General features: G+C 62.4%; 19 protein-coding genes. 13 read left to right on the top strand and 6 right to left on the bottom strand.

Annotated elements, in window-relative coordinates:
- Position 1 precedes the first annotated feature (1 nt).
- Positions 2-2,038 carry an ATP-binding protein gene (locus ACIQUS_RS13130; RefSeq protein ID WP_403047583.1) on the bottom strand — a complete coding sequence of 679 codons (2,037 nt, stop codon included), beginning with the start codon at positions 2,036-2,038 and terminating at the stop codon, positions 2-4.
- A 50-nt stretch (positions 2,039-2,088) separates the two neighbouring features.
- Positions 2,089-3,006 carry a putative 2-dehydropantoate 2-reductase gene (locus tag ACIQUS_RS13135; protein WP_403047584.1) on the bottom strand — a complete coding sequence of 306 codons (918 nt, stop codon included), beginning with the start codon at positions 3,004-3,006 and terminating at the stop codon, positions 2,089-2,091.
- 113 nt (positions 3,007-3,119) lie between these two features.
- Between ACIQUS_RS13135 and ACIQUS_RS13140 the strand changes: the two genes are divergently transcribed.
- The 3 genes from ACIQUS_RS13140 to ACIQUS_RS13150 all read left to right on the top strand — a co-directional run bounded on the left by ACIQUS_RS13140 (position 3,120) and on the right by ACIQUS_RS13150 (position 5,973).
- The gene (locus ACIQUS_RS13140; RefSeq protein WP_285862757.1) at positions 3,120-3,605 is read left to right on the top strand and encodes a YajQ family cyclic di-GMP-binding protein; all 486 of its coding nucleotides are present in this window, start codon (positions 3,120-3,122) and stop codon (positions 3,603-3,605) included.
- Between the two features lie 114 nt (positions 3,606-3,719).
- Positions 3,720-4,562, top strand: a complete 843-nt coding sequence (locus tag ACIQUS_RS13145) for a mechanosensitive ion channel family protein (RefSeq protein ID WP_403047586.1) — start codon at positions 3,720-3,722, stop codon at positions 4,560-4,562.
- A 160-nt stretch (positions 4,563-4,722) separates the two neighbouring features.
- A complete protein-coding gene (locus ACIQUS_RS13150; protein ID WP_403047587.1) occupies positions 4,723-5,973 on the top strand; it encodes an MFS transporter in 1,251 nt (416 codons plus the stop codon).
- 24 nt (positions 5,974-5,997) lie between these two features.
- Here ACIQUS_RS13150 and ACIQUS_RS13155 read toward each other — a convergent pair whose 3' ends face one another.
- Positions 5,998-7,548 (bottom strand): AmpG family muropeptide MFS transporter, encoded by a 1,551-nt coding sequence (locus ACIQUS_RS13155; protein WP_403047589.1) that lies wholly within the window; start codon positions 7,546-7,548, stop codon positions 5,998-6,000.
- A gap of 43 nt (positions 7,549-7,591) precedes the next feature.
- Positions 7,592-7,945 carry an MGMT family protein gene (locus tag ACIQUS_RS13160; protein WP_403047590.1) on the bottom strand — a complete coding sequence of 118 codons (354 nt, stop codon included), beginning with the start codon at positions 7,943-7,945 and terminating at the stop codon, positions 7,592-7,594.
- Between the two features lie 152 nt (positions 7,946-8,097).
- On the opposite strand from ACIQUS_RS13160, the gene ACIQUS_RS13165 reads away from it, so the two are divergent.
- The 5 genes from ACIQUS_RS13165 (at position 8,098) to groL (ending at position 12,746) form a co-directional block, all read left to right on the top strand.
- A complete protein-coding gene (locus tag ACIQUS_RS13165) occupies positions 8,098-9,105 on the top strand; it encodes a DUF481 domain-containing protein (protein ID WP_403047592.1) in 1,008 nt (335 codons plus the stop codon).
- Positions 9,106-9,209: 104 nt separating this feature from the next.
- Positions 9,210-9,941 (top strand): HugZ family protein, encoded by a 732-nt coding sequence (locus ACIQUS_RS13170; RefSeq protein ID WP_403047593.1) that lies wholly within the window; start codon positions 9,210-9,212, stop codon positions 9,939-9,941.
- Positions 9,942-10,005: 64 nt separating this feature from the next.
- Positions 10,006-10,503 carry an FxsA family protein gene (locus ACIQUS_RS13175; protein WP_403047594.1) on the top strand — a complete coding sequence of 166 codons (498 nt, stop codon included), beginning with the start codon at positions 10,006-10,008 and terminating at the stop codon, positions 10,501-10,503.
- 258 nt (positions 10,504-10,761) lie between these two features.
- Complete coding sequence (locus ACIQUS_RS13180; protein ID WP_009050540.1) at positions 10,762-11,055, top strand: co-chaperone GroES; 294 nt, start codon at positions 10,762-10,764, stop codon at positions 11,053-11,055.
- Between the two features lie 47 nt (positions 11,056-11,102).
- The gene (gene groL / locus ACIQUS_RS13185) at positions 11,103-12,746 is read left to right on the top strand and encodes a chaperonin GroEL (RefSeq protein ID WP_403047595.1); all 1,644 of its coding nucleotides are present in this window, start codon (positions 11,103-11,105) and stop codon (positions 12,744-12,746) included.
- Positions 12,747-12,874: 128 nt separating this feature from the next.
- Here groL and ACIQUS_RS13190 read toward each other — a convergent pair whose 3' ends face one another.
- A complete protein-coding gene (locus ACIQUS_RS13190; protein WP_403047596.1) occupies positions 12,875-13,627 on the bottom strand; it encodes a phosphatase PAP2 family protein in 753 nt (250 codons plus the stop codon).
- 186 nt (positions 13,628-13,813) lie between these two features.
- On the opposite strand from ACIQUS_RS13190, the gene colR reads away from it, so the two are divergent.
- The 5 genes from colR (at position 13,814) to ACIQUS_RS13215 (ending at position 17,545) form a co-directional block, all read left to right on the top strand.
- Complete coding sequence (colR, locus tag ACIQUS_RS13195) at positions 13,814-14,497, top strand: two-component system response regulator ColR (protein ID WP_403047597.1); 684 nt, start codon at positions 13,814-13,816, stop codon at positions 14,495-14,497.
- Entirely contained in the window at positions 14,487-15,785 is a 1,299-nt protein-coding gene (locus ACIQUS_RS13200) for a sensor histidine kinase (protein ID WP_403047598.1), read from the top strand. The genes colR and ACIQUS_RS13200 overlap by 11 nt, the downstream gene beginning before the upstream one ends.
- 135 nt (positions 15,786-15,920) lie before the next feature.
- Complete coding sequence (locus ACIQUS_RS13205; RefSeq protein ID WP_403047599.1) at positions 15,921-16,601, top strand: class I SAM-dependent methyltransferase; 681 nt, start codon at positions 15,921-15,923, stop codon at positions 16,599-16,601.
- A gap of 6 nt (positions 16,602-16,607) precedes the next feature.
- On the top strand, positions 16,608-17,318 hold the full coding sequence (locus ACIQUS_RS13210) for a lipopolysaccharide kinase InaA family protein (protein WP_403047600.1): 711 nt from the start codon (positions 16,608-16,610) through the stop codon (positions 17,316-17,318).
- Positions 17,318-17,545 (top strand): hypothetical protein, encoded by a 228-nt coding sequence (locus ACIQUS_RS13215; protein ID WP_403047601.1) that lies wholly within the window; start codon positions 17,318-17,320, stop codon positions 17,543-17,545. The genes ACIQUS_RS13210 and ACIQUS_RS13215 overlap by 1 nt, the downstream gene beginning before the upstream one ends.
- A gap of 55 nt (positions 17,546-17,600) precedes the next feature.
- On the opposite strand, the gene ACIQUS_RS13220 is transcribed toward ACIQUS_RS13215, so the two are convergent.
- Positions 17,601-20,648: a multidrug efflux RND transporter permease subunit gene (locus ACIQUS_RS13220; protein ID WP_403047602.1), complete on the bottom strand. Its 3,048-nt coding sequence runs from the start codon at positions 20,646-20,648 to the stop codon at positions 17,601-17,603.
- Positions 20,649-20,658: the final 10 nt, after the last annotated feature.

Below are 20,658 nucleotides of genomic sequence, written 5' to 3' on the forward strand. Positions count from 1 at the left end.
TTCATGACTCCGTCTTGGGGGGCTCGACTGCTGTCGGTGCGGTATTGGCCAGGGGCAGGCGCAAGGTGAAGCAGGTGCCCTGGCCAGGTGCCGACTGCACTTCCATCTGGCCCTTGTGGTTGTTGGTAATGATGAAATACGACACCGACAGGCCAAGGCCGGTGCCCTGGCCGATCTCCTTGGTGGTGAAGAACGGCTCGAAGGTGCGCTTGCGCACTGCTTCGGGCATACCGACGCCGTTGTCCTCCACCTGGATCTCTGCCCAGGGCGGATTGAGCCGGGTGCGCAGGATGATGCGGCCGGGTTCGCTGTCGTCTTCGCGCAGGTGAATGGCCTGGGCGGCGTTCTTCAGCAGGTTGAGCAACACTTGTTCCAGCTCGTTGGCGGTGCAGGGCACCGGGCCCAGCTCGGGGTCGAACTGGCGGATGATGGCCTGGCCCTTGAAGTCGAAGCCGATGGTCAGGTCGAAATCGTTGCCGGCGATTTCCACCGCCTGGTCGATCAGCGCCGGCAGGTCGCAAGGGGCCAGCTGGCGGTTGCTGCGCCGACTGAAGCTGAGCATGTGGGTGACGATCTTGGCGGCGCGGGCACCGGCCTGCTGGATACCGTCGAGCAGCTGCGGCACTTCGCGGCTTTCCAGGTAGCGATTGACGGCGGGCAGATCGATGCCCACTTCTTCGGCCTGTTCCATGTTCCTGGCAAGGTCCGGCGACAAACGCCGGCGGATGTTCTGCACGTTGTGCAGGATCGCCCCCAGCGGGTTGTTGATTTCATGGGCCATGCCGGCCGCCAGGCCACCGACCGAGAGCATCTTCTCCGACTGCACCATCATTTCTTCCAGGGACAGGCGCTGGGTGATGTCGTCGATGCGGATCACCACGCCGCGCCCGCCACCGCCCATCAGCGGGTAGAAGGTCAGGGCGTAGTGGCGGGCGTCGTCGTCCTTGGTCCAGGTGACCCGCTCGATCTTCGCCACCCGGTGCTTCTCGACGCTTTCCTTGAGCTGCGGCAGGAACGGCTTGAGCGGCTCGAAGGCAAGGAAGATCGGCTGGTTGAGCGCTTCGTCCAGCGGGGTGCCGGAGAGCACGCTGGCTTCCTGGTTCCACTGGGTGACATACAGCTGTTCGTCCAGGGCGATCAGCGCCGAGGGCATGGAGTCGATGATGCTGTTGAGGTAGTTCTGGAACCCCGTGAGCTTTTTCTCGATCTTGCTACGCACCTGGACTTCCAGCTCCAGTTTGCGGTTGGTGTGGCGGGTTTCTTCGGCCAGGCCCTGGGCCTGGTCGTAGGCTTCCTGGAATTCGTCGCGGGTACGCTTGAGCTGCTGCTCGCGGGCTTCGATACGCGACAGCATGGTGTTGAAGGCTTCGGCCAGGCTGCCGATTTCGTCGTCATTGCCGCGCCGGGCGCGCAGGGCGTAGTTCTCTTCGCGGGTGACCTGGCGCGACAGTTCTTCGAGCTGGTAGATCGGCTGGGTGATCAGGCGCTTGATCTGCCGGGCGATGATCATCCACAAGAGGATACTGAACACCAGGATGCCCAGGCTGGCGGTCAGGGTGCCGGTGTAGAAGGCCACGGGCAGCTCGCTGCTGGCCACCAGCAACAGGTAGCCCGGCGGCCCGCCCGGGCGCGGCAGCTGGGTCAGCTGGGTGCTGCGAAACTCGGTCAGGCGCCAGTTTTCGATGTTGCGATAACGCTTGGGCAGGGGCAGCACTTCACCGTGCTGTAACTGCGCCAGCAGTTTGCCGTCGCCCCCGTACACGGCGGCGGCGCGCAAGGGGGTGTAGCTGTCCAGTTCCTTGAGCAGGGCCTTGGCGGCCTCGGGCGAGTCCGCCGCCTGGGTGGACAATTGCGGATTGGCCACCAGCCGGCCGATGGTCTGCAGGGCCTGCGGCGCCATGCTTTCCTGGGAGATCCAGTAGGCGGCGCTGATGAAAGTCAGGTTGGCCACCAGCAGGATGGTGATCAACAGCACCAGCAGGGCGGCCAGCAGTTTCTGGCCAACCGGCAGGTTTTCCAGGCGTTCGCGCAGCGTCATGTGAAAGCCAGATCCCGGTCTGTAGGTGAAAGGGCAGGGTAACGCTGCGCTCAGTCGCTGGGCAATCCGCGCGCGTTCAGGTGTTCGACCAGGCGCCGGTAGAGCCGCTCCAGGTGCGGCAGCTCGCGGCCATGACGGCTGGCGACGCGGCAGGCATGGCCGAGCAGGTAGTGGATCTCGGTGCGCCGGCCCTGGCGAACATCCTGGTACATGGAAGAGTAGTTGGCCGCCGTGGCCTTGATCACCCGCTCCACTTCTTGGTCCAGGTCTTCGGCGGCTTCGGGCTGGCCACAGTACTGCAGCAGTTCGGCGAGTTCGGCGCAGAGGGTCGCCACTTCGCAGTGATGCGCCTGCAGGCCGCCGTTCTGGCACTCATGCAGCACCGTCAGGGGATTGATGGCGCAGTTGAGCGCCAGCTTGCGCCACAGGCGGGTGAGGATATCCGGGGTCCACTCATGGGGAATGCCGGCGTCGGCCAGCTCGTCGAGCCATTCGGGGGCCAACGGGTTGGCAGGATCGCCCAGCCAGTTGAAGCCATGGCCGGCGAAATTCACCCGCCAGTCGGCTTCGCGAAACGCGCCTTCGGTGCTGGAGGCGAAGATGCAGCGGGCATGGGGCACCCGGTTGGCGACCTCGTCCTGGCTGCCCAGGCCGTTCTGCAGCAGGATCAGCTCGGCGCCGTGGGCCAGGCGCGGCGCCAGTTGCGCCACTGCCTGCTCGGCATCGTAGGCCTTGCAGGCCACCAGCAGGCGATGAATGGGCGTGTTGTCCTGTGCGGTCTGTGCCGGAATGGCGTGCAATTGCGCCTGGCCGTGTTCAACCAGGGTCAGGCCGCCAGCCGCTTCGTAGGCCGCAAGGCGCGGCGTATCGCGCAGGATCAGGCGGACCGCTTTGCCGGCACGGGCCAGACGGCAGGCCCAGAGGCTGCCCAGACTCCCCGCGCCGAGAATATGCCAGGTGCTGCTCATCAGCGTTTCGCAACCGTTATAATGAGCCGGCATTTTAACCGTCAAACCCGACGCGCTCCATCACGCTCTGCAATCAGGGCCGTGAGCGCGCATTTATTTTCTGGAGAATCGCTATGCCGTCGTTCGACGTGGTATCGGAACTGGACAAGCACGAAGTCACCAACGCCGTTGAGAACGCCGTGAAGGAACTGGACCGCCGCTATGACCTCAAGGGCAAGGGCAGTTTCGAGTTCAAGGAAAAGGAACTGACCGTCAACCTGACCGCCGAAGCCGAGTTCCAGCTCGAGGCGATGATCGAGATCCTCAAGCTGGCCCTGGTCAAGCGCAAGATCGACGTGCAGTGCCTGGAGGTCAAGGACGCTTACGCATCGGGCAAGGTGATGAAGCAGGAAGCCGTGCTCAAGGAAGGTATCGACAAGGAGCTGGCGAAGAAGATCGTTGCCCACATCAAGGACGCCAAGCTCAAGGTCCAGGCCGCCATCCAGGGCGAGCAGGTACGTGTCACCGGCAAGAAGCGCGACGATCTGCAGGAAGCCATCGCCGCCCTGCGCGCCCGCGAGTTCGGCATGCCGCTGCAGTTCAACAATTTCCGCGACTAAGCCCACCGTATACGGAACCTTGGCGCCGAATCGGCGTCCGAGGTCCTTAGGGCCGCTGAAACGATTGCGGCAGGGATTTTCAGCTTCATTGCCGCTCGGCATCAGGAGAACACTATGGATTTCAACGCTGAGGTCGACCAACTGGTCAAGACTTCGCAAACCTGGCTCCCATTGATCATGGAGTACAGCAGCCGTCTGTTACTGGCGCTGGTGACCCTGGCCATCGGCTGGTGGCTGATCAACAAGGTGACCTACCGCCTGGGCAAGCTGCTTGCCCTGCGTAACGCCGACCTCGCGCTGCAAGGCTTTATCAGCAGCCTGGCGAACATCGTCCTGAAGATCCTGCTGATCGTCAGCGTCGCCTCGATGATCGGTATCGAAACCACCTCGTTCGTCGCCGCCATCGGTGCCGCGGGCCTGGCCATCGGCCTGGCCTTGCAGGGCAGCCTGGCGAACTTCGCCGGCGGGGTACTGATCCTGCTGTTCCGTCCGTTTCGCATCGGCGACTGGATCGAAGCCCAGGGTGTCGCAGGCACCGTGGACAGCATCCAGATCTTCCATACCGTGCTGCGCACCGGTGACAACAAGACTGTGATCATGCCCAACGGCAGCCTGTCCAACGGCATCATCACCAACACCAACCGCCAGCCGACCCGCAAGGTGGTGTTCGATGTCGGTGTCGACTATGACGCCGACCTGCAGAAGGCCCGTGGCGTACTGCTGGAACTGGCCCAGGATCCACGCGTGCTCAAGGATCCGGCGCCGCAGGCGGTGATTTCCACCCTGGGCGACAGCTCGATCACCGTATCGCTGCGTATCTGGGTAAACACGGCCGACTACTGGGACGTGCTGTTCATGCTCAACGAGCATGCCCGCGACCGCCTCAAGGCAGAGGGCATCGATATTCCCTTCCCGCAGCGGGTGATCCGCATGGTGCAGGAAGGGGCGGTGCAGTAAGTACCGGTCCCATCGCGGGGCGATGCCCGCTCCCACCTGTGGGAGCGGGCATCGCCCGCGATGCTTCTACGGTCATTACACTTGTTCACGTCTTCACGCTACCTGCACCGCGACCTTTCTGGCATATAGGCTGGCTTACCTTTGTTTGTCCGGTCTTGCCATGCTCACCCCGCTGATCTACATCACGCCACTGCGTGCCTTCTGCTTCGCCATGTGCCTGGCACTGTTCGAACTGCTGACCTACCTTGCCAGCGATGCGGTGATGCCCGCCATGCCGGTAGTGGTCGGTGACCTGGATGCCAGCCCCGAATTCATCCCCCACGCCCTGAACCTGTACCTGCTCGGCGGTGTACTGCTGCAATGGCTGATCGGGCCGCTGGCCGACCGCTATGGCCGCAGGCCGTTGCTGCTGGGCGGTTGCGCGTTTTTCTGCATCGCTTGCCTGGCGGCCTTCTGGGTCCAGAGCATCGAACTGTTCAACCTTTTGCGCCTGCTGCAGGGCATCGGCCTGGGCTTTGTGGTGACCGTCAGCTACCCGGCCTTGAACGAAGCGTTCAGCGAGGCCGACGCGGTACGCATGATGGCCCTGCTGGCCAATATCGCGCTGCTGTCGCCGCTGCTGGGGCCGCTGGTGGGCACCTTGTTGCTGGAATGGGTGTCGTGGCGCTGGTTGTTCGTGATTTTCGGCGTCTGTGCCGTGCTGGCCTGGGTGGCGTTGTACCGCTTCATGCCGGAAACCCTGGGGGTGGAGCGTCGTGACGGTTCGCGCCTGGCCTTCCAGCCCATCCATCTGCTGCCGTTGCTGGCCGGCTACGGCCAGTTGCTCGCCAACCGCCGCTTTGTCGCCGGTAGCGCGGCCCTGGGCCTGGTCGGCTTGCCGTTGATCGGCTGGATCGGTCTGTCGCCGGTGCTGCTGATCCACGATGAAGGCCTGAGCACCCTGGAGTACGCGCTGTGGCAACTGCCGGTGTTCGGCGGACTGATCCTGGGCAACCTGGTCATCAACCGCATTGCCGATCGCTACCCGCTCAAGAGCCTGGTGCGGCGGGCACTGTGGCCGTACCTGGCGGGTTTGCTGGGCATGATGCTGGCGACCTGGCTGGTGCCCGGTGTGCCGAGCCTGGTGGCGGGGCTGTCGGTCTATGCCCTGGGCCTGGGGATTGCCAACGCCGTGCTGTACCGCATGACGCTGTTTTCCAGCGAGCAGAGCAAGGGCTTGGTCTCGGCGATGCTGGGCATGATCACCATTGCCTTGCTGGGCCTGGGCGGGGTGTTGCTGGCGATGCTCGGCGCCGGCGCCAGCCTGCTGAGCTTCGCCCTGGCGGCGGGTGTTGCTGGCATCCTGGCGCTGTGGCCGCTGAGAGTTGTTCTGGGCGTTTCCGACGAGCAGGCCGAGGCGATGCCGGGATAACCCCGGCAAGCGCCTCAGGCGGGCTCAGGGGCGCTGTTCGGCAACCGGGTTGTCGACCGGTAGCTGTTTGCCCTTGTCCTGTTCCTGGCGCCAGTGCAGGGCGATCAGGATCAGGGTCGGCACACCGAGCAGGGCGGTAATCAGGAAGAAGTCGTGGTAGCCGAACTTCTCCACCATCACGCCCGAGTAGCCGCCGATCAGGCGCGGCAACAGCAGCATGATCGAACTGAGCAGGGCGTACTGGGTGGCGGAGAACTTCAGGTTGGTCAGGCTCGACAGGTACGCCACGAACGCCGAGGTGGCAAGGCCCGAGCTGAAGTTGTCCAGGGAAATGGTCAGCACCAGCATCTGCAGGTTGGGGCCCATGTCGGCCAGCATCAGGAACAGGATGTTGGTCGCCGCCGACGCGGCGCCGCCGATGAACAGGATCGGCAGGATGCCGAAGCGCACGATCAGCAGGCCGCCCATGCCGGCGCCGACCAGGGTCATGATCAGACCGAAGATCTTGCTGACGCTGGCGATCTGGTCCTTGGTGAAGCCCTGGTCGATGTAGAACACGTTGGCCATCACACCCATGACCGTATCGGACATCCGGTAGGTGGCGATCAGGCCCAGCAACAGCAGGGCTTGCCAGCGGTAGCGGTGAATGAAGTCGTTGACCGGCGTCAGTACCGGCGCCAGGCCGCGGCGTCCCAGGGACGACAGGCACAGCACGGTCAGGGTGATGTACAGGATTGCCCGCAGGAAGGCGCGGTCTTCGAGCAGCAGGTCGAGCAGGCTTGCGCCTTCGAACAGCACGCTGGCGAAATCGGTGTTGTACAGCTGGGTGAACATGGCCGGTACCGAAACCAGCAGGATGATCAGCACGAATACCGACACCAGCTGATGGGCCAGGCCGTAACGGGCTGCCGACAACTGGGTGCGCAGGGGTACGGGCGGTTCACGCATCAGGAAGGTGGTGATCAGCGCCGGCAGCATCATGATGCCGAACAGCACATAGGTGCCGGTCCAGGCCTTGTGCAGGTAGCTGAAGCCGGTGGAGCCAAAGCCTTCGGCGAAAAACAGCGCGCCGGCCGTGGCCAGCAGGGCGGCGACCCGGTAGCCGGCCATGTAGCTGGCGGCCAGGGCGGCCTGGCGCTGGTCGTCGGCGATTTCCAGGCGATAGGCATCGACAGCGATGTCCTGGGTGGCCGAGGCAAAGGCCACCAGTACCGCCAGGGCAATCAGCCAGGACAGGTGTTTTTGCGGGTCGCAGAAGCCCATGCCGATCAGGCCCACCACCACCAGCAGTTGCGACAGGGCAAGCCAGGAGCGGCGGCGACCGAGCTTGCCGAGCAGCGGCAGGCGCCATTGGTCGAGCAGTGGCGACCAGACCCACTTGAAGGCATAGGCCAGGCCGATCAGGCTGGCATAGCCGATGGTTTCGCGAGCGACCCCGGCTTCGCGCAACCACACCGACAGGGTCGAGAACACCAGCATATAGGGCAGGCCGGCGGCAAAGCCGAGCAGCAACAGCACCAGGGTGGACGGGCTGGCATAGGCAGCGAGCGCAGCGCGCCAGGTTTTACGGGGCATGGGCCAACATCTGCCTCAAGTTTACGAAAACAAAGCGCGCACTCTAACCGCTGTGCTCCGTTGGGCGCCAGCCATGGCGCAACATATCCACACGATTATTGTGCAGTGTGACCCCTTCTGCCCGCAGTCGTGCACGCTGCTCGTCGCCTGACGGGGTGCCCAGGGCCAGGCTCAGGCGACCACCGGCAGCCAGTACCCGATGCCAGGGCAATCGGGTGTCAGCCGGCAGCTGGCTCAGGGTGCGCCCGACCCAGCGCGCTGCGCGGCCCAGGCCGGCCAGTTCGGCCAACTGGCCATAGCTGACCACCTTACCGGGCGGCACCTGGTCGAGCACCAGGTAGAGCGCCATTCGTCGGGCTTGTGGGTCTTCCGTCGGATCGCCGGGTGCAGGCTTCATCGCGGCTCCCCGCGCAGGGGCAGGTAAACAGGCGTGTTCACCGGCGAAACAGGAATTGAACTCATTGGCATAGGGTAGGTCAGTCCTTGCTCCACGGGCGGGTATCTGGATAATGCCCGACTTTTTTCGCGAACCAGAGTCCGTTGTTGCTTATGTTTTCCAGATTCTTGCTGTTCCTTGCTGCCGTTGTTGCCTGTGCCCCGGCCGTCGCTGATACCGTCTGGATGAAGAATGGCGACCGGCTCAGTGGCAAGATCTCGGTGTTCGATGGCGGCAAGCTGCTGCTGCAGACCACCTACGGTGGCGCCATTGCCCTGGACTGGAAACAGGTCAAGACCCTGGAAAGCGACCAGGAGCTGCTGGTCAAGCAGGATGCCTACACCGGCGAGAAAGCCAAGTCACTGCATGCCGCCGACGATGGCAAGGTGACCCTGGCCAACGACGAGGCGCCCAAAACCGTGGAACTGGCCAGTATCCAGCAGATCATGAAGCCCAAGCCTGTGGTCGAGGACCTGTCCTGGAAGGGCAATGTCGACCTGGCCATGGACTACAAGCGCGCCGATACCGACAGCGATGACTATGACGTCGACTTCAAGACCTCGGCACGCCATGGCCGCTGGCGGCACCAGGCCGAAGGTGAGTACAACCGCGAAAGCAAGGACGACGTCACCACCACCAACAACTGGAGCGCGGAGTACGCGCTGGACCGCTTCCTGACCGAGAAGTGGTTCTGGCAGGGTCGTATGGAGTTCAAGCGCGACCATATCGAGGACCTCTCCCGCCAGCGCACCGTGGGTACCGGCCCCGGTTACCAGTTCTGGGATGACGAGCTGGGCGCCTTCTCCCTGGGTTCGCTGCTCAACCGCACCGACTATGAATACGCCGACGGCGGCAAGGACAACTTCTATTCCTTGGGTATGAAGTGGGACTACAACCGCTACCTGATGGGCAAACGTGTGCAGTTCTTCACCAATGGTGAAGTCGGCAAGCCGCTGGGCGGGGTAGCCGACTATGCCCTGGATGCCGAGATGGGCCTGCGCTACAAAGTCACCGAGTGGGCCTCGCTCAATCTCAAGGCCGAGAAGGACATCATCCGCGGCACCCGCGAGAGCGACCTGGACAAGACGCGTTATACCGCAGGCTTCGGTGTGACCTGGTAAGCGCGCTGGCAACCCGGGGCGATACTGATTATTTTGTCGGATAAGTAGCTGGCCATCTGATCCCTGCAGCCAGTCCTCCGCTATCGTCGAGTCGGGAGTCACACGTGAGCACCAAAACCGCACAGCAAGCCCGCGAGCTATTGCTCAAGGAATACCGTGGGGTCCTGTCGACCCATTCCAAGTCGATGCCGGGCTACCCTTTCGGCTCGGTGGTGCCCTATTGCCTGGATGCCGAGGGTAACCCGCTGATTCTGATCAGCCGCATTGCCCAGCACACCCATAACCTGCAGAAAGACCCCAAGTGCTCGCTGTTGGTCGGCGAGCGCGATGCCGAGGATGTGCAGGCCGTCGGTCGCCTCACCGTGCTGGCCGAGGCACAGCGGCTCGAGGCGCCCGAGGCCGTGGCGGCCGCAGCCGAGCGCTATTACCGCTACTTCCCCGAATCGAGCAATTACCACAAGGCCCATGACTTCGACTTCTGGGTGCTCAAGCCGGTGCGTCACCGCTATATCGGCGGTTTTGGCGCGATCCACTGGATCGACCACCTGAACCTGGCCAACCCCTTTGCCGGCCAGGCCGAGGCGAGCATGATCGAACACATGAACAGCGATCACGCCAATGCCATCGGACACTACGTCGAGCTCAGCGGCCTGCCACGCAGCGCGGCAGCGCAAATGGTCGGCATCGACAGCGAAGGCATGCACCTGCGCATTGGCCAGGGCGTGCACTGGTTGCCGTTTGCCGCACCTTGCAACACGCCGAAACAAGTGCGCGAAGCCCTGGTATTTCTGGCCCACGCCGATCAATGGCCGGATCGTTCGGCTGCCGAGGCTTGAAATAGTGAAGGGCCGCAACCATTAAAGGTCTACTGCAAGGACATCTTGCGCAGAGGATCCATTGATGCGTGCCTTTCTACTGTTGTTTCTGATTTTCCCGGTGCTGGAGCTGTATGTGTTCTTCAAGGTCAGCACCGCGATCGGCTTCTTTCCGGCGTTGCTGCTGATCATTGCCGGCTCCGCCCTGGGTGTGCTGGTGGTGCGGGTGGCCGGCCTGGCCACCGCCTTGCGCGCGCGTGAAAGCCTGCAACGCGGCGAACTGCCCGCCGAAGACATGTTCCAGGGCCTGATGCTGGCGCTCGGTGGTGGCCTGCTGCTGTTGCCGGGTTTCATCAGTGACGTTATCGGTCTGGTCTGCCTGCTGCCGTTCACCCGCCGCCTGCTCGGGCGCAAGCTGCGTGAGCGTGCGCAAGCCCAGGCCATGCGCCAGCGCGCTTTTGCCGATGAGCCGTTCATGGCCCGCCCGGGCAGTGCGGGTAGCCAGCCGCGCCAACCCGATGTGATCGAAGGTGAGTACGAGCACCACGAACCACGTGAGCCGCGCGATCCTCGTCTTCCGTAAGCGTTGCCAGTACCTGTCGAAACGGCCCCGAAAGGGGCCGTTTTTCTTTGTCCGCTGCTATCGCTAAAAAATTTAACGACCAAGCCTTGTAATTGCTCTTGGCGACCTCATGTATGGGTCACCGCAAGGTTTCTGGTGGCTTGCCCCAGACTTTACATGCGTGGTTCGCCTTCGCGGGCCACGAGCGGCTACGCCGCAAGCATCAACCCGCCGGTGTCGATACCGGCCGATGAAAACCACAATTAGGAGAGATCGACAATGAAGCTTCGTCCTCTGCATGACCGCGTCGTCATCCGTCGCAGCGAAGAAGAATCGAAAACCGCTGGCGGTATCGTTCTGCCAGGTTCGGCCGCTGAAAAACCTAACCGTGGCGAAATCGTCGCTGTAGGTACCGGTCGCATCCTGGACAACGGTGAAGTGCGTGCGCTGGCCGTGAAAGTGGGTGACAAGGTGGTTTTCGGCCCTTACTCGGGCAGCAACACTGTGAAAGTTGACGGCGAAGACCTGCTGGTAATGGCTGAGAACGAGATTCTCGCTGTTATCGAAGGCTGATTCCGCTGGTTTCCCGTTACTCCAAAGTATTCAAGGATTAAACGATCATGGCTGCTAAAGACGTAAAATTCGGCGATTCCGCCCGTAAGAAAATGCTGGTTGGTGTCAACGTTCTGGCTGACGCGGTAAAAGCGACCCTGGGCCCGAAAGGCCGTAACGTTGTCCTGGCCAAGAGCTTCGGCGCGCCAACCATCACCAAAGACGGTGTTTCGGTTGCCAAGGAAATCGAACTCAAAGACGCCTTCGAAAACATGGGCGCCCAGCTGGTCAAGGAAGTTGCTTCCAAGGCCAACGACGCTGCCGGTGACGGCACCACCACCGCTACCGTCCTGGCTCAAGCCATCGTCAACGAAGGCCTGAAAGCCGTCGCTGCCGGCATGAACCCGATGGACCTCAAGCGCGGCATCGACAAGGCCACTGCTGCCGTCGTCGCCGAGCTGAAGAACCTGTCCAAGCCATGCGCCGACTCCAAGGCCATCGCCCAGGTGGGTACCATCTCCGCCAACTCCGACAACTCCATCGGTGACATCATCGCCGAAGCCATGGAAAAAGTCGGTAAAGAAGGCGTGATCACCGTTGAAGAAGGCTCGGGCCTGGAAAACGAACTGTCGGTCGTAGAAGGCATGCAGTTCGACCGTGGCTACCTGTCGCCATACTTCGTCAACAAGCCGGACACCATGGTTGCCGAGCTGGATGGCCCGCTGCTGCTGCTGGTTGACAAGAAGATCTCCAACATCCGCGAACTGCTGCCAGTTCTGGAAGCCGTCGCCAAGGCCGGCCGTCCGCTGCTGATCGTGGCTGAAGACGTCGAAGGCGAAGCGCTGGCTACCCTGGTAGTCAACAACATGCGCGGCATCGTCAAGGTTGCTGCAGTCAAGGCACCTGGCTTCGGCGACCGCCGCAAGGCCATGCTGCAGGACATCGCCGTCCTGACCGGCGGTACCGTGATCTCCGAAGAAATCGGCCTGAGCCTGGAGTCCGCTACCCTGGATCACCTGGGTAACGCCAAGCGTGTGACCCTGTCCAAGGAAAACACCACCATCATCGACGGTGCTGGCGTTGAAGCCGACATCGAAGCGCGCGTCAAGCAGATCCGCGCCCAGATCGAAGAGACTTCCTCGGACTACGACCGTGAGAAGCTGCAAGAGCGTCTGGCCAAGCTGGCTGGCGGTGTTGCCGTGATCAAGGTCGGTGCTGGCACCGAAGTTGAAATGAAAGAGAAGAAAGCCCGCGTTGAAGACGCCCTGCACGCTACCCGCGCAGCCGTCGAAGAAGGCGTGGTGCCTGGCGGTGGTGTCGCCCTGGTGCGTGCACTGAATGCCATCGAAGCCCTCAAAGGCGACAACGAAGAGCAGAACGTCGGTATCGCCCTGCTGCGTCGCGCCGTTGAAGCACCGCTGCGTCAGATCGTTGCCAACGCCGGCGACGAGCCAAGCGTTGTGGCTGACAAGGTCAAGCAAGGTTCGGGTAACTTCGGTTACAACGCTGCTACCGGCGAGTACGGCGACATGATCGAAATGGGCATCCTGGACCCAGCCAAGGTCACCCGTTCGGCACTGCAAGCTGCCGCTTCGATCGGTGGTCTGATGATCACCACCGAAGCCATGGTCGCTGACCTGCCGGAAGACAAGCCAGCCATGCCAGACATGGGCGGCATGGGTGGTATGGGCGGCATGGGCGGCATGATGTAAGCCAGCCGTACCCGCTTGAAAAAAAAGCCCCGCCTAGTGCGGGGCTTTTTTGTTTGCGACGATTACGCAGCGCCTGTAGCCGCTGCCGTCAGGCTGCGATCGGCCGCGCAGCGGTCGCAAACCTACGACTACAGTGATTTGTCTGCCATATCGTATCGCGGGGCAAGCCCGCTCCTACCCGACACCGTTACCGGTTTTCGGTACAAGACGCCGTAGTAACAGCCCAGGCTGATCAACCAGCAGAACACCGCGGTCCACACGTTGTGGGAAAAGAAATGCGCACCTTGCAGCATGCGTCCCACCGAAAACAGCGTGCCCAGTCCAAACGCAACCAGCAGCGCAGCACGGGCCAGGCGTGGACGACGATCACGCAAGGCGAAGAACAGGGCGAACAAGGTAAAGCCGGTGGCCGCATGCCCACCGGGCCAGCAACGTCCTGGCTTGTCGGTCGCTGGGCGTGGGCTCAGCAGTTCACTGTAGGTTTCCTTGCCACCGAACTCCTGCAGGCTCCAGGGACACTGCACGGCGGTCACCGCCTTGAGCGGCGTGACGAAGCTGGTTGAAAGCGCCATGGCCATGACCAGGCAACCCAGTTCCCGACGCCAGTTTTTCAGGCGCTGCCAGAAGAAACTGGCGACAAATGCGACAATGGCACCCAGAGCCACGACGATCACTGCCTGTTTGGCACGGTCATGCAGGATGTCTTCGAGGAAATAGCTGTGGCGGCCAATGAACTGGCCTGCCACCGGATCGTACATCAACCTGGCCAGGTCCATGTCCAGTGAGGTGAGTTCGAGCAGGATCAGGGTCAGGGCGGTCATTGCAGGGATGCCCAGGGCAAGCCAGAGGTTGAGCGGGCGGGAGGTGGCAGGTAGGGGCATGGCAGGTCCAGGCGGGTCGGTGGCGGTTGCGACCGGCGATTCTCAACCAGGTGCCATCGCTTGTCCGTGAAGCTCTGGTGAAAAAAACGTTAACCTGCAATAAAGCTGCGCTGGCCTAGCCGTGCGCGGTCGATGGCCGTAAGCTGCGCCTGCCAAGCAGGCAAAAGCCCTGGACAGGAGAACTCCATGCGAATCCTACTGGTTGAAGACAACCGCGATATCCTCGCCAACCTGGCCGATTACCTGGGCCTTAAGGGCTACACGGTGGATTGCGCCCAGGACGGTCTGTCCGGATTGCACCTGGCCGCCACCGAGCACTACGACCTCATCGTGCTCGACATCATGCTCCCGGGCATCGACGGCTATACCCTGTGCAAGCGCCTGCGTGAGGACGCCCGGCGGGATACGCCGGTGATCATGCTCACCGCCCGTGACCAACTGGATGACCGCCTGCAGGGCTTTCGCTCCGGTGCCGATGACTACCTGCTCAAGCCCTTTGCCCTGTCGGAACTGGCGGCGCGTATCGAGGCGGTCCTGCGTCGTGCCCAGGGCGGTGGACGGCGCACCTTGCAGGTCAGCGACCTGAACTACGACCTCGACACCCTGGAAGTGACCCGCGACGGCAAGATGCTCAAGCTCAACCCGGTCGGCTTGAAGCTGCTGGCAGTCCTGATGCAGAAGAGCCCCCATGTGTTGCGCCGCGAGGTGCTTGAAGAAGCGCTCTGGGGTGACGACTGCCCCGATAGCGACAGCCTGCGCAGTCACGTGCACCAGTTGCGCCAGGTGATCGACAAGCCGTTCGACAAACCCCTGCTGCATACCGTCCACGGCGTCGGTTACCGCCTGGCCGAGGGCCGCGATGGAGTTTAAGCAGAGCCTTGCCCAGCGGATCATCATCGCCTTTGCCTTGATGAGTGCACTGGTGGCCGGTGCCTTCGCGTTCGGCATCGTGGCCACCGTGCACCTGGTCGAAGAACGGCTGATCTCGGCGGTACTGGGCGGCGATCTGCAGCGTCTGCTGCGCATGGACAGTGTCAGTGACTGGAGCCATCGCCCGCGACCGGACCAGTTGTTCTACTACAGCGGTGGGCGCGACGATTTCGAGTTGCCCAAGGACTTGCGTCACCTGACACCCGGTTTCCACGAGGTGTTCCGCGAGCAGCTCTCCTACCACGCCATGGTCGAGGTGGTGGATGGGCGGCGTTATGTCCTGCTGCAGGACCAGAGTGATTTTGAAGAGCGTGAGCGGGTGCTGTTTGCGATCGTGGTGGTGGGCTTCGTCCTCAGCCTCGCCCTGGCGGTGTTCCTCGGCTGGGTGCTGGCGCGCCGGGTAATGGCGCCGGTGATCCGCCTGGCACGCCAGGTACGTCATCGCGACCAGTTACTGGGCCTGGCGCCGCCCCTGGCACCGGACTATGCCGCTGACGAAGTCGGCCAGCTGGCCGTGGCTTTCGACGATACCCTTGGGCGCCTGCGCGATGCCCTGACCCGCGAACGCCTGTTCACCAGCGATGTCAGCCATGAGTTGCGCACACCCTTGATGGTGCTGGCCAGTTCCTGCGAGCTGTTGCTGGTCAACCCGAACATCGATATCCGCGCCCGTGCCCAGGTCGAACGCATCGCCAGGGCCACCGAAGAAATGCAGGAGCTGGTCAAGACCTTCCTGATGCTGGCCCGTGCCCAGCGCGACGAGGGCGCAGTGGCATCGCGGGCAACCATGAAGGAAGTGGCCGACGACCTGATCGGGGTCTGGCGTGACACCATCGAGCAGAAGGGCCTGAACCTGATCTACCAGCCGGGGGCGGGCTCAAGGACACTTTACAACGCCACCTTCCTGCAGGCGGTGATGGGCAACTTGCTGCGAAACGCTGCGCACTACACCGACTTCGGATTCATCCGCCTGACCCTGGAATCGACAGGGTTCCTGGTCGAGGACAGTGGCGTGGGCATCCCTGAAGAACAGCGCGAAGCCATGTTCCGTCCGTTCGTGCGCGGCGATGAACGCCGTGGTGAAGGCCTCGGCCTTGGTTTGTCACTGGTGCAGCGCATCTGCGACGACCAGGGCTGGACGGTCAGCCTGACGGCCATGGTGCCCCATGGGTGCCGCTTCCACGTCGACCTCACCCATGGCCCGGAATGCCTGCCTTCACCTGAGTGAAGGCGGAGGGTGGCCTTCTGCCCTTGTAACGTCTTGTAACGTTAAATCCCGCTCTAACAAATTTTTCACATTTGTATGACCTGGCGCCAACGATTGCCTCCTTAAGGTGGGGGGATTGGAGTCAGGAGATGCACCATGCGTAGCCCCATCAAACTCGAATTTTCCGAGAAGTACGACCAGCAGCACGCCCAGGAGTACTTCCTCAAGCACCAGGACGGGATGGCCCGTCGCCTGTCCCACCAGCGCGACGAGCAACTTGCCCGCCGCGCCCTGGCGTTGGTCGGCGAGCCAGGATTGGTGCTGGACCTGCCTTGTGGTGCCGGTCGCTTCTGGCCCTTGCTGGCTGAAAAGCCCAACCGGGTGATCATCGGCGCGGATAATTCCGAAGCCATGCTGGAAACCGCGACCAAGTCCCAGCCGGCGCACATCGTCGAGCGGGTACGGACCTTGCAAACCTCTGCGTTTGCCATCGATCTGCCAGACAACTCGGTTGACAGCATTTTCTGCATGCGCCTGATGCACCACATTGGCGACGCTGCGCATCGCAAGACACTTCTCTCGGAGTTTCAACGAGTTACGCGCGACAGCGTTATCCTGTCGCTGTGGGTGGATGGCAACTTCAAGGCATGGCGGCGCAAGAAGCTCGAACAACGCCGTTATGAAAAAACCGGAGAGGTCAGTTACCAGAACCGTTTTGTGTTACCGGCTGCAACGGTCGAGGAAGAATTCCAGGCCGCCGGTTTCCGGATTCAGGAACGATTGGACTTTTTGCCGTTCTACGCCATGTGGCGAGTATACGTATTGCGTAAGGGGTAGTAGGGCATGGCGGTAGAGCGCGAAGGATCAGCTACGGGAAACAGCCGGTTCGATCATTTCTGGCGACAGCAGGGTGAGTGGGTTGAAGAGCCCAACCAGCGTCGAGGCGGGGAAAGCGGTGTACAGCGGCTGAACGACGAAAGCGGTCAGTTGTTGTACTCCAAGCGACAGATCGGCCATATCTACCGCAGCTTCCTGCATCCGTTCGGACGCCCGACCGTGCTGCGCGAGTTCGATGCACTCAACAGCTTCGAACAGCTCGGGGTGCGGGTGCCCCACATCGTTTACTGCGGGGTCGAGCGCGATGCCGACCACCAGTGGCGCGCTCTGCTGGTCAGCAAGGCACTGGACGGTTTCGTGGACTGTGACAGCTGGTATGCCGATGGCGCACGGGAGCGCTACAGCGCAGCGCTGCACGAGCGCATGCTGGAAGACCTGGCCCAGAACCTTGCGCGCATGCACCGTGGTCACTGGCAACATGGCTGCCTGTACGGCAAGCATGTGTTCATCAAGGTGACCGGTGAAGGGGATGATGCCCGGGCTGAAGTGGCCCTGCTGGACCTGGAAAAGTGCCGGCGGCGAATCAGCTGCCAGCGTGCGGCCGCCAACGACCTGAAGCAATTGCGCCGCCATTCGTCATTCACTGACGCAGAGTGGCAAAAGCTGCTCTATTTTTACAAAGTGGCGTTTGGCAGCGCTGTCAAAGGTTTAGAGTAATGAAACTAGAAATCGCTCGAGGTCTGTTTCTGATTCTGGCACTGGCAGTCGCTACTGCGGCGGCGGCTGCCTGGGAAGAACCACGCCCGCAGGTACTGAGCAAGGTCGATCCTGCCGCCCAGTGCCCGCCACCGCGGGTGGTGAAGAGCCAGACAACGGCCAGCCCCGATCATGACTTGTTGCTGTTCCTGTTCGGCATGAGCCAGGGTCTGCGCCCTCAGAGTTGATATTCAAGCGTTGGTGTTGCCTGAAGGCCTCGTTGAAAACGAGGCCTTTTGCATTTCAGGCTTCCTGAGTCTGGGGCCGGGGCAGTTCGGCGTGTGCCAGCAGGGTATAGACACAAGGCAGGACGAACAGGGTAAACAGGGTGCCCACCGACATACCGGTGGCGATCACTGTACCGATGTCGAAGCGGCTGACGGCTCCCGCACCGGTGGCCAGAATCAGCGGCACCATGCCGAAGACCATCGCCGCCGTGGTCATCAACACCGGGCGCAGGCGGATCGCCGCTGCTTCCTCCACCGCCTCGCGGGCGCTCAGGCCCTTTTGCAGACGCAACTGGTTGGCGAACTCGACGACCAGGATGCCGTGCTTGGTGATCAGGCCGATCAGGGTCACCAGGCCCACCTGGGTGTAGATGTTCATGCTCGAAATGCCCAGGAACAACGGAATCAACGCCCCGCAGATCGACAGCGGCACGGTGACGAGGATGACCAACGGATCGCGGAAGCTTTCGAACTGCGCCGCCAGCACCAGAAAGATGATTGCCAGGGCCAGGCCGAAGGTCACCCACAGCGCACTGCCTTCCTGGACGAACTGTCGTGCGGTACCGGCATAGTCGAAGGCGTAGCCTTCCGGCGCTTCCTCCCGGGCAATGCTGCGCACGGTGTCCAGTGCCTCGCCCATGCTGACCATGGGCACGCCCTGGATGATCGCCGAGTTCAGTTGCTGGAACTGATTGAGCTGGCGGGGCCGGGCGCGGTCGTGGAGGGTGATCAGGGTCGACAGCGGCAGCATCTGGCCCTGCTGGTTCTTCACGTAGTAGTTGCTCAACCAGTCGGGATTGTCCCGGTACAAGCGCTCGACCTGGGCGATGACCTTGTAACTGCGGCCATCGATGGTGAAGCGGTTGATTTCCGCCTCGCCGAGCAGGGTGGCCAGGGTGCCGCCCAGGGCATCCATGGACACCCCCATCTGCGCCGCCTTGGCCCGGTCGATATCGACCACCACCTCCGGCTTGTCGAAGGCCAGGTCAATGTCGAGGAAGGCGAACTTGCCCGAGGCCTGGGCGCGCTCCTTGACCCGTTCGGCCACCTGCAGCAGCGACTCATAGTCGTTCGGTGTGTTGATCACGAACTGGAACGGCAGACCCTCGCCGGTGCCCGGCAGCGACGGCAGGTTGAAACCGAAGATCTGCAGGCCGCTGACACTTTCGAGGCGGTGCTGTACCAGCGGTAGCAACTCCATCTGGGTGCGCTCGCGTTCGCCCCAGGGCTTGAGCAAGAAGCCGCCGATGCCGGATTGCACGCCGTTGAATCCGTTGATCTGGAACGAGGAGTAGTACTCGGGGAACGCCTTGAAGATGTCGATGAATTCGTCGGTGTAGGTGCTCAGGTAGTCGAGGTTGGTCGGCTGTGGCGCGGTCGCCATCATGAAGATGACCCCCTGGTCTTCATCCGGCGCCAGCTCGTTGTGGGTGAACATCAGGAACACCGGAATCAGGCACAGCACGATGACCGCGAACACCAGCACCACCGGGCGGGTGTTGAGGGTGGCATGCAACAGCTTCTGGTAGCGCACCTTCAGGCCATCGAACAGCACATCCAGGCGGTGGGCGAGGCCCGTGGGGTTCGGGTCGTGTCGCAAGAGCAGGGCGCACATCATCGGCGACAGGGTCAGGGCGACGATGCCGGAAATGATCACCGCCCCGGCCAGGGTCAGGGCGAACTCCTTGAACAAGGCCCCGGTCAGCCCCTCCAGGAAGCCGATGGGGGCGTAGACCGCCGCCAGGGTAATGGTCATCGACACCACCGGCATGGCGATTTCCCTGGCACCCTCCAGGGCCGCCTCGAAGGGGGTCTTGCCTTCCTCGATATGACGGTGGATGTTCTCCACCACCACGATCGCATCGTCCACCACCAGGCCGATGGCCAGCACCATCGCCAGCAGGGTCAGGAGGTTGAGCGAGTAGCCCATCAACTGCATGAAAAACAGCACGCCGATCATCGACAGGGGAATGGTGATCACCGGGATCAGCACCGAGCGCAGGGCGCCGAGGAACAGGAACACCACGACGATGACGATCAACACCGCCTCGGCGAGGGTCTTGACCACTTCGTCGATGGAGGCCTGGATGAACAGGGTGGCGTCGTAGGCGATGGAAGCCTTGAGGTTGGGCGGCAGCTGGCTTTCCAGCTCCGGCATCAGCTTGCGCACTTCCTTGATCACATCCAGCGGGTTGGCCCCGGGGGTGGCCTTGATGCCGATGTAGACCGAGGGAATGCCGTCGAACGAGCTGACTGTGTCGTAGTTTTCCGCGCCCATCTCGACCCGGGCCACGTCACCGAGCAGCACCCGGCTGTCGCCTCGGGTCTTGAGCGGGATGTTGGCGAAGGCTTCGGCGTTTTTCAGCTCCGTGGTGGCATTGATACTGGTGACGATGTACTCGCCCTTGACCTCGCCTGCCGCCGAGAGGAAGTTGTAGCGCCTTACGGCCTCGGTCACCTCATTGGCGCTCAGGCCGTAGCCTGCGAGTTTCACCGGATCGATCCACAGGCGCATGGCGAACAGCTGGTTGCCGAGAATTTGTGCCTCGGCCATGCCGGGCAGGGTGGCGAGCTTGGGCTGGATGACCCGGGACAGGTAGTCGGTGATCTGCGGATTGCTCAACGCATCGCTGTAGAAGCTGATGTACATCAGCGCCGAGGCATCAGCGGCCTCCTTGCTCAACACCGGGTCTTCGGCGTCCTGGGGCAGCTTGTTCTTGACCTCGTTGGCCTTGGCCAGCAGTTCGGTGAACAGCCGGTCGCTGTCGGCACCGATCCGGGCATAGACGGAAATCACCGAAAAATTCTGCCGGCTCACCGAGGTCATGTAGTCGATGCCTTCGGCGCTGGCCAGGCTTTGCTGCATGGGCTGGGTGATATAGCCCTGGATGGTTTCGGCGTTGGCCCCGGGGTAGGCGGTGGTCACCGTGATCAGGGCGTTTTCCATCTGCGGGTACTGGCGGATGGGCAATTTGCTCCAGGCCTGGAAGCCCAGCAGCACGATCAGCAGGCTGACCACGGTGGCCAGCACCGGCCGGCGGATGAACGGATCGGTAAAAGCCATGACGTGTCCT

The organism is Pseudomonas sp. NPDC090755 (assembly GCF_044769005.1).
Lineage (GTDB): Bacteria > Pseudomonadota > Gammaproteobacteria > Pseudomonadales > Pseudomonadaceae > Aquipseudomonas.

Bases quoted from the DNA above. Each gene is read 5' to 3' on its own strand.
- ACIQUS_RS13130 (WP_403047583.1), bottom strand. From the start codon at position 2,038: ATGACGCTGCGCGAACGCCTGGAAAACCTGCCGGTTGGCCAGAAACTG.
- ACIQUS_RS13135 (WP_403047584.1), bottom strand. From the start codon at position 3,006: ATGAGCAGCACCTGGCATATTCTCGGCGCGGGGAGTCTGGGCAGCCTC.
- ACIQUS_RS13140 (WP_285862757.1), top strand. From the start codon at position 3,120: ATGCCGTCGTTCGACGTGGTATCGGAACTGGACAAGCACGAAGTCACC.
- ACIQUS_RS13145 (WP_403047586.1), top strand. From the start codon at position 3,720: ATGGATTTCAACGCTGAGGTCGACCAACTGGTCAAGACTTCGCAAACC.
- ACIQUS_RS13150 (WP_403047587.1), top strand. From the start codon at position 4,723: ATGCTCACCCCGCTGATCTACATCACGCCACTGCGTGCCTTCTGCTTC.
- ACIQUS_RS13155 (WP_403047589.1), bottom strand. From the start codon at position 7,548: ATGCCCCGTAAAACCTGGCGCGCTGCGCTCGCTGCCTATGCCAGCCCG.
- ACIQUS_RS13160 (WP_403047590.1), bottom strand. From the start codon at position 7,945: ATGAAGCCTGCACCCGGCGATCCGACGGAAGACCCACAAGCCCGACGA.
- ACIQUS_RS13165 (WP_403047592.1), top strand. From the start codon at position 8,098: ATGTTTTCCAGATTCTTGCTGTTCCTTGCTGCCGTTGTTGCCTGTGCC.
- ACIQUS_RS13175 (WP_403047594.1), top strand. From the start codon at position 10,006: ATGCGTGCCTTTCTACTGTTGTTTCTGATTTTCCCGGTGCTGGAGCTG.
- ACIQUS_RS13180 (WP_009050540.1), top strand. From the start codon at position 10,762: ATGAAGCTTCGTCCTCTGCATGACCGCGTCGTCATCCGTCGCAGCGAA.
- groL (WP_403047595.1), top strand. From the start codon at position 11,103: ATGGCTGCTAAAGACGTAAAATTCGGCGATTCCGCCCGTAAGAAAATG.
- ACIQUS_RS13190 (WP_403047596.1), bottom strand. From the start codon at position 13,627: ATGCCCCTACCTGCCACCTCCCGCCCGCTCAACCTCTGGCTTGCCCTG.
- colR (WP_403047597.1), top strand. From the start codon at position 13,814: ATGCGAATCCTACTGGTTGAAGACAACCGCGATATCCTCGCCAACCTG.
- ACIQUS_RS13200 (WP_403047598.1), top strand. From the start codon at position 14,487: ATGGAGTTTAAGCAGAGCCTTGCCCAGCGGATCATCATCGCCTTTGCC.
- ACIQUS_RS13205 (WP_403047599.1), top strand. From the start codon at position 15,921: ATGCGTAGCCCCATCAAACTCGAATTTTCCGAGAAGTACGACCAGCAG.
- ACIQUS_RS13210 (WP_403047600.1), top strand. From the start codon at position 16,608: ATGGCGGTAGAGCGCGAAGGATCAGCTACGGGAAACAGCCGGTTCGAT.
- ACIQUS_RS13215 (WP_403047601.1), top strand. From the start codon at position 17,318: ATGAAACTAGAAATCGCTCGAGGTCTGTTTCTGATTCTGGCACTGGCA.
- ACIQUS_RS13220 (WP_403047602.1), bottom strand. From the start codon at position 20,648: ATGGCTTTTACCGATCCGTTCATCCGCCGGCCGGTGCTGGCCACCGTG.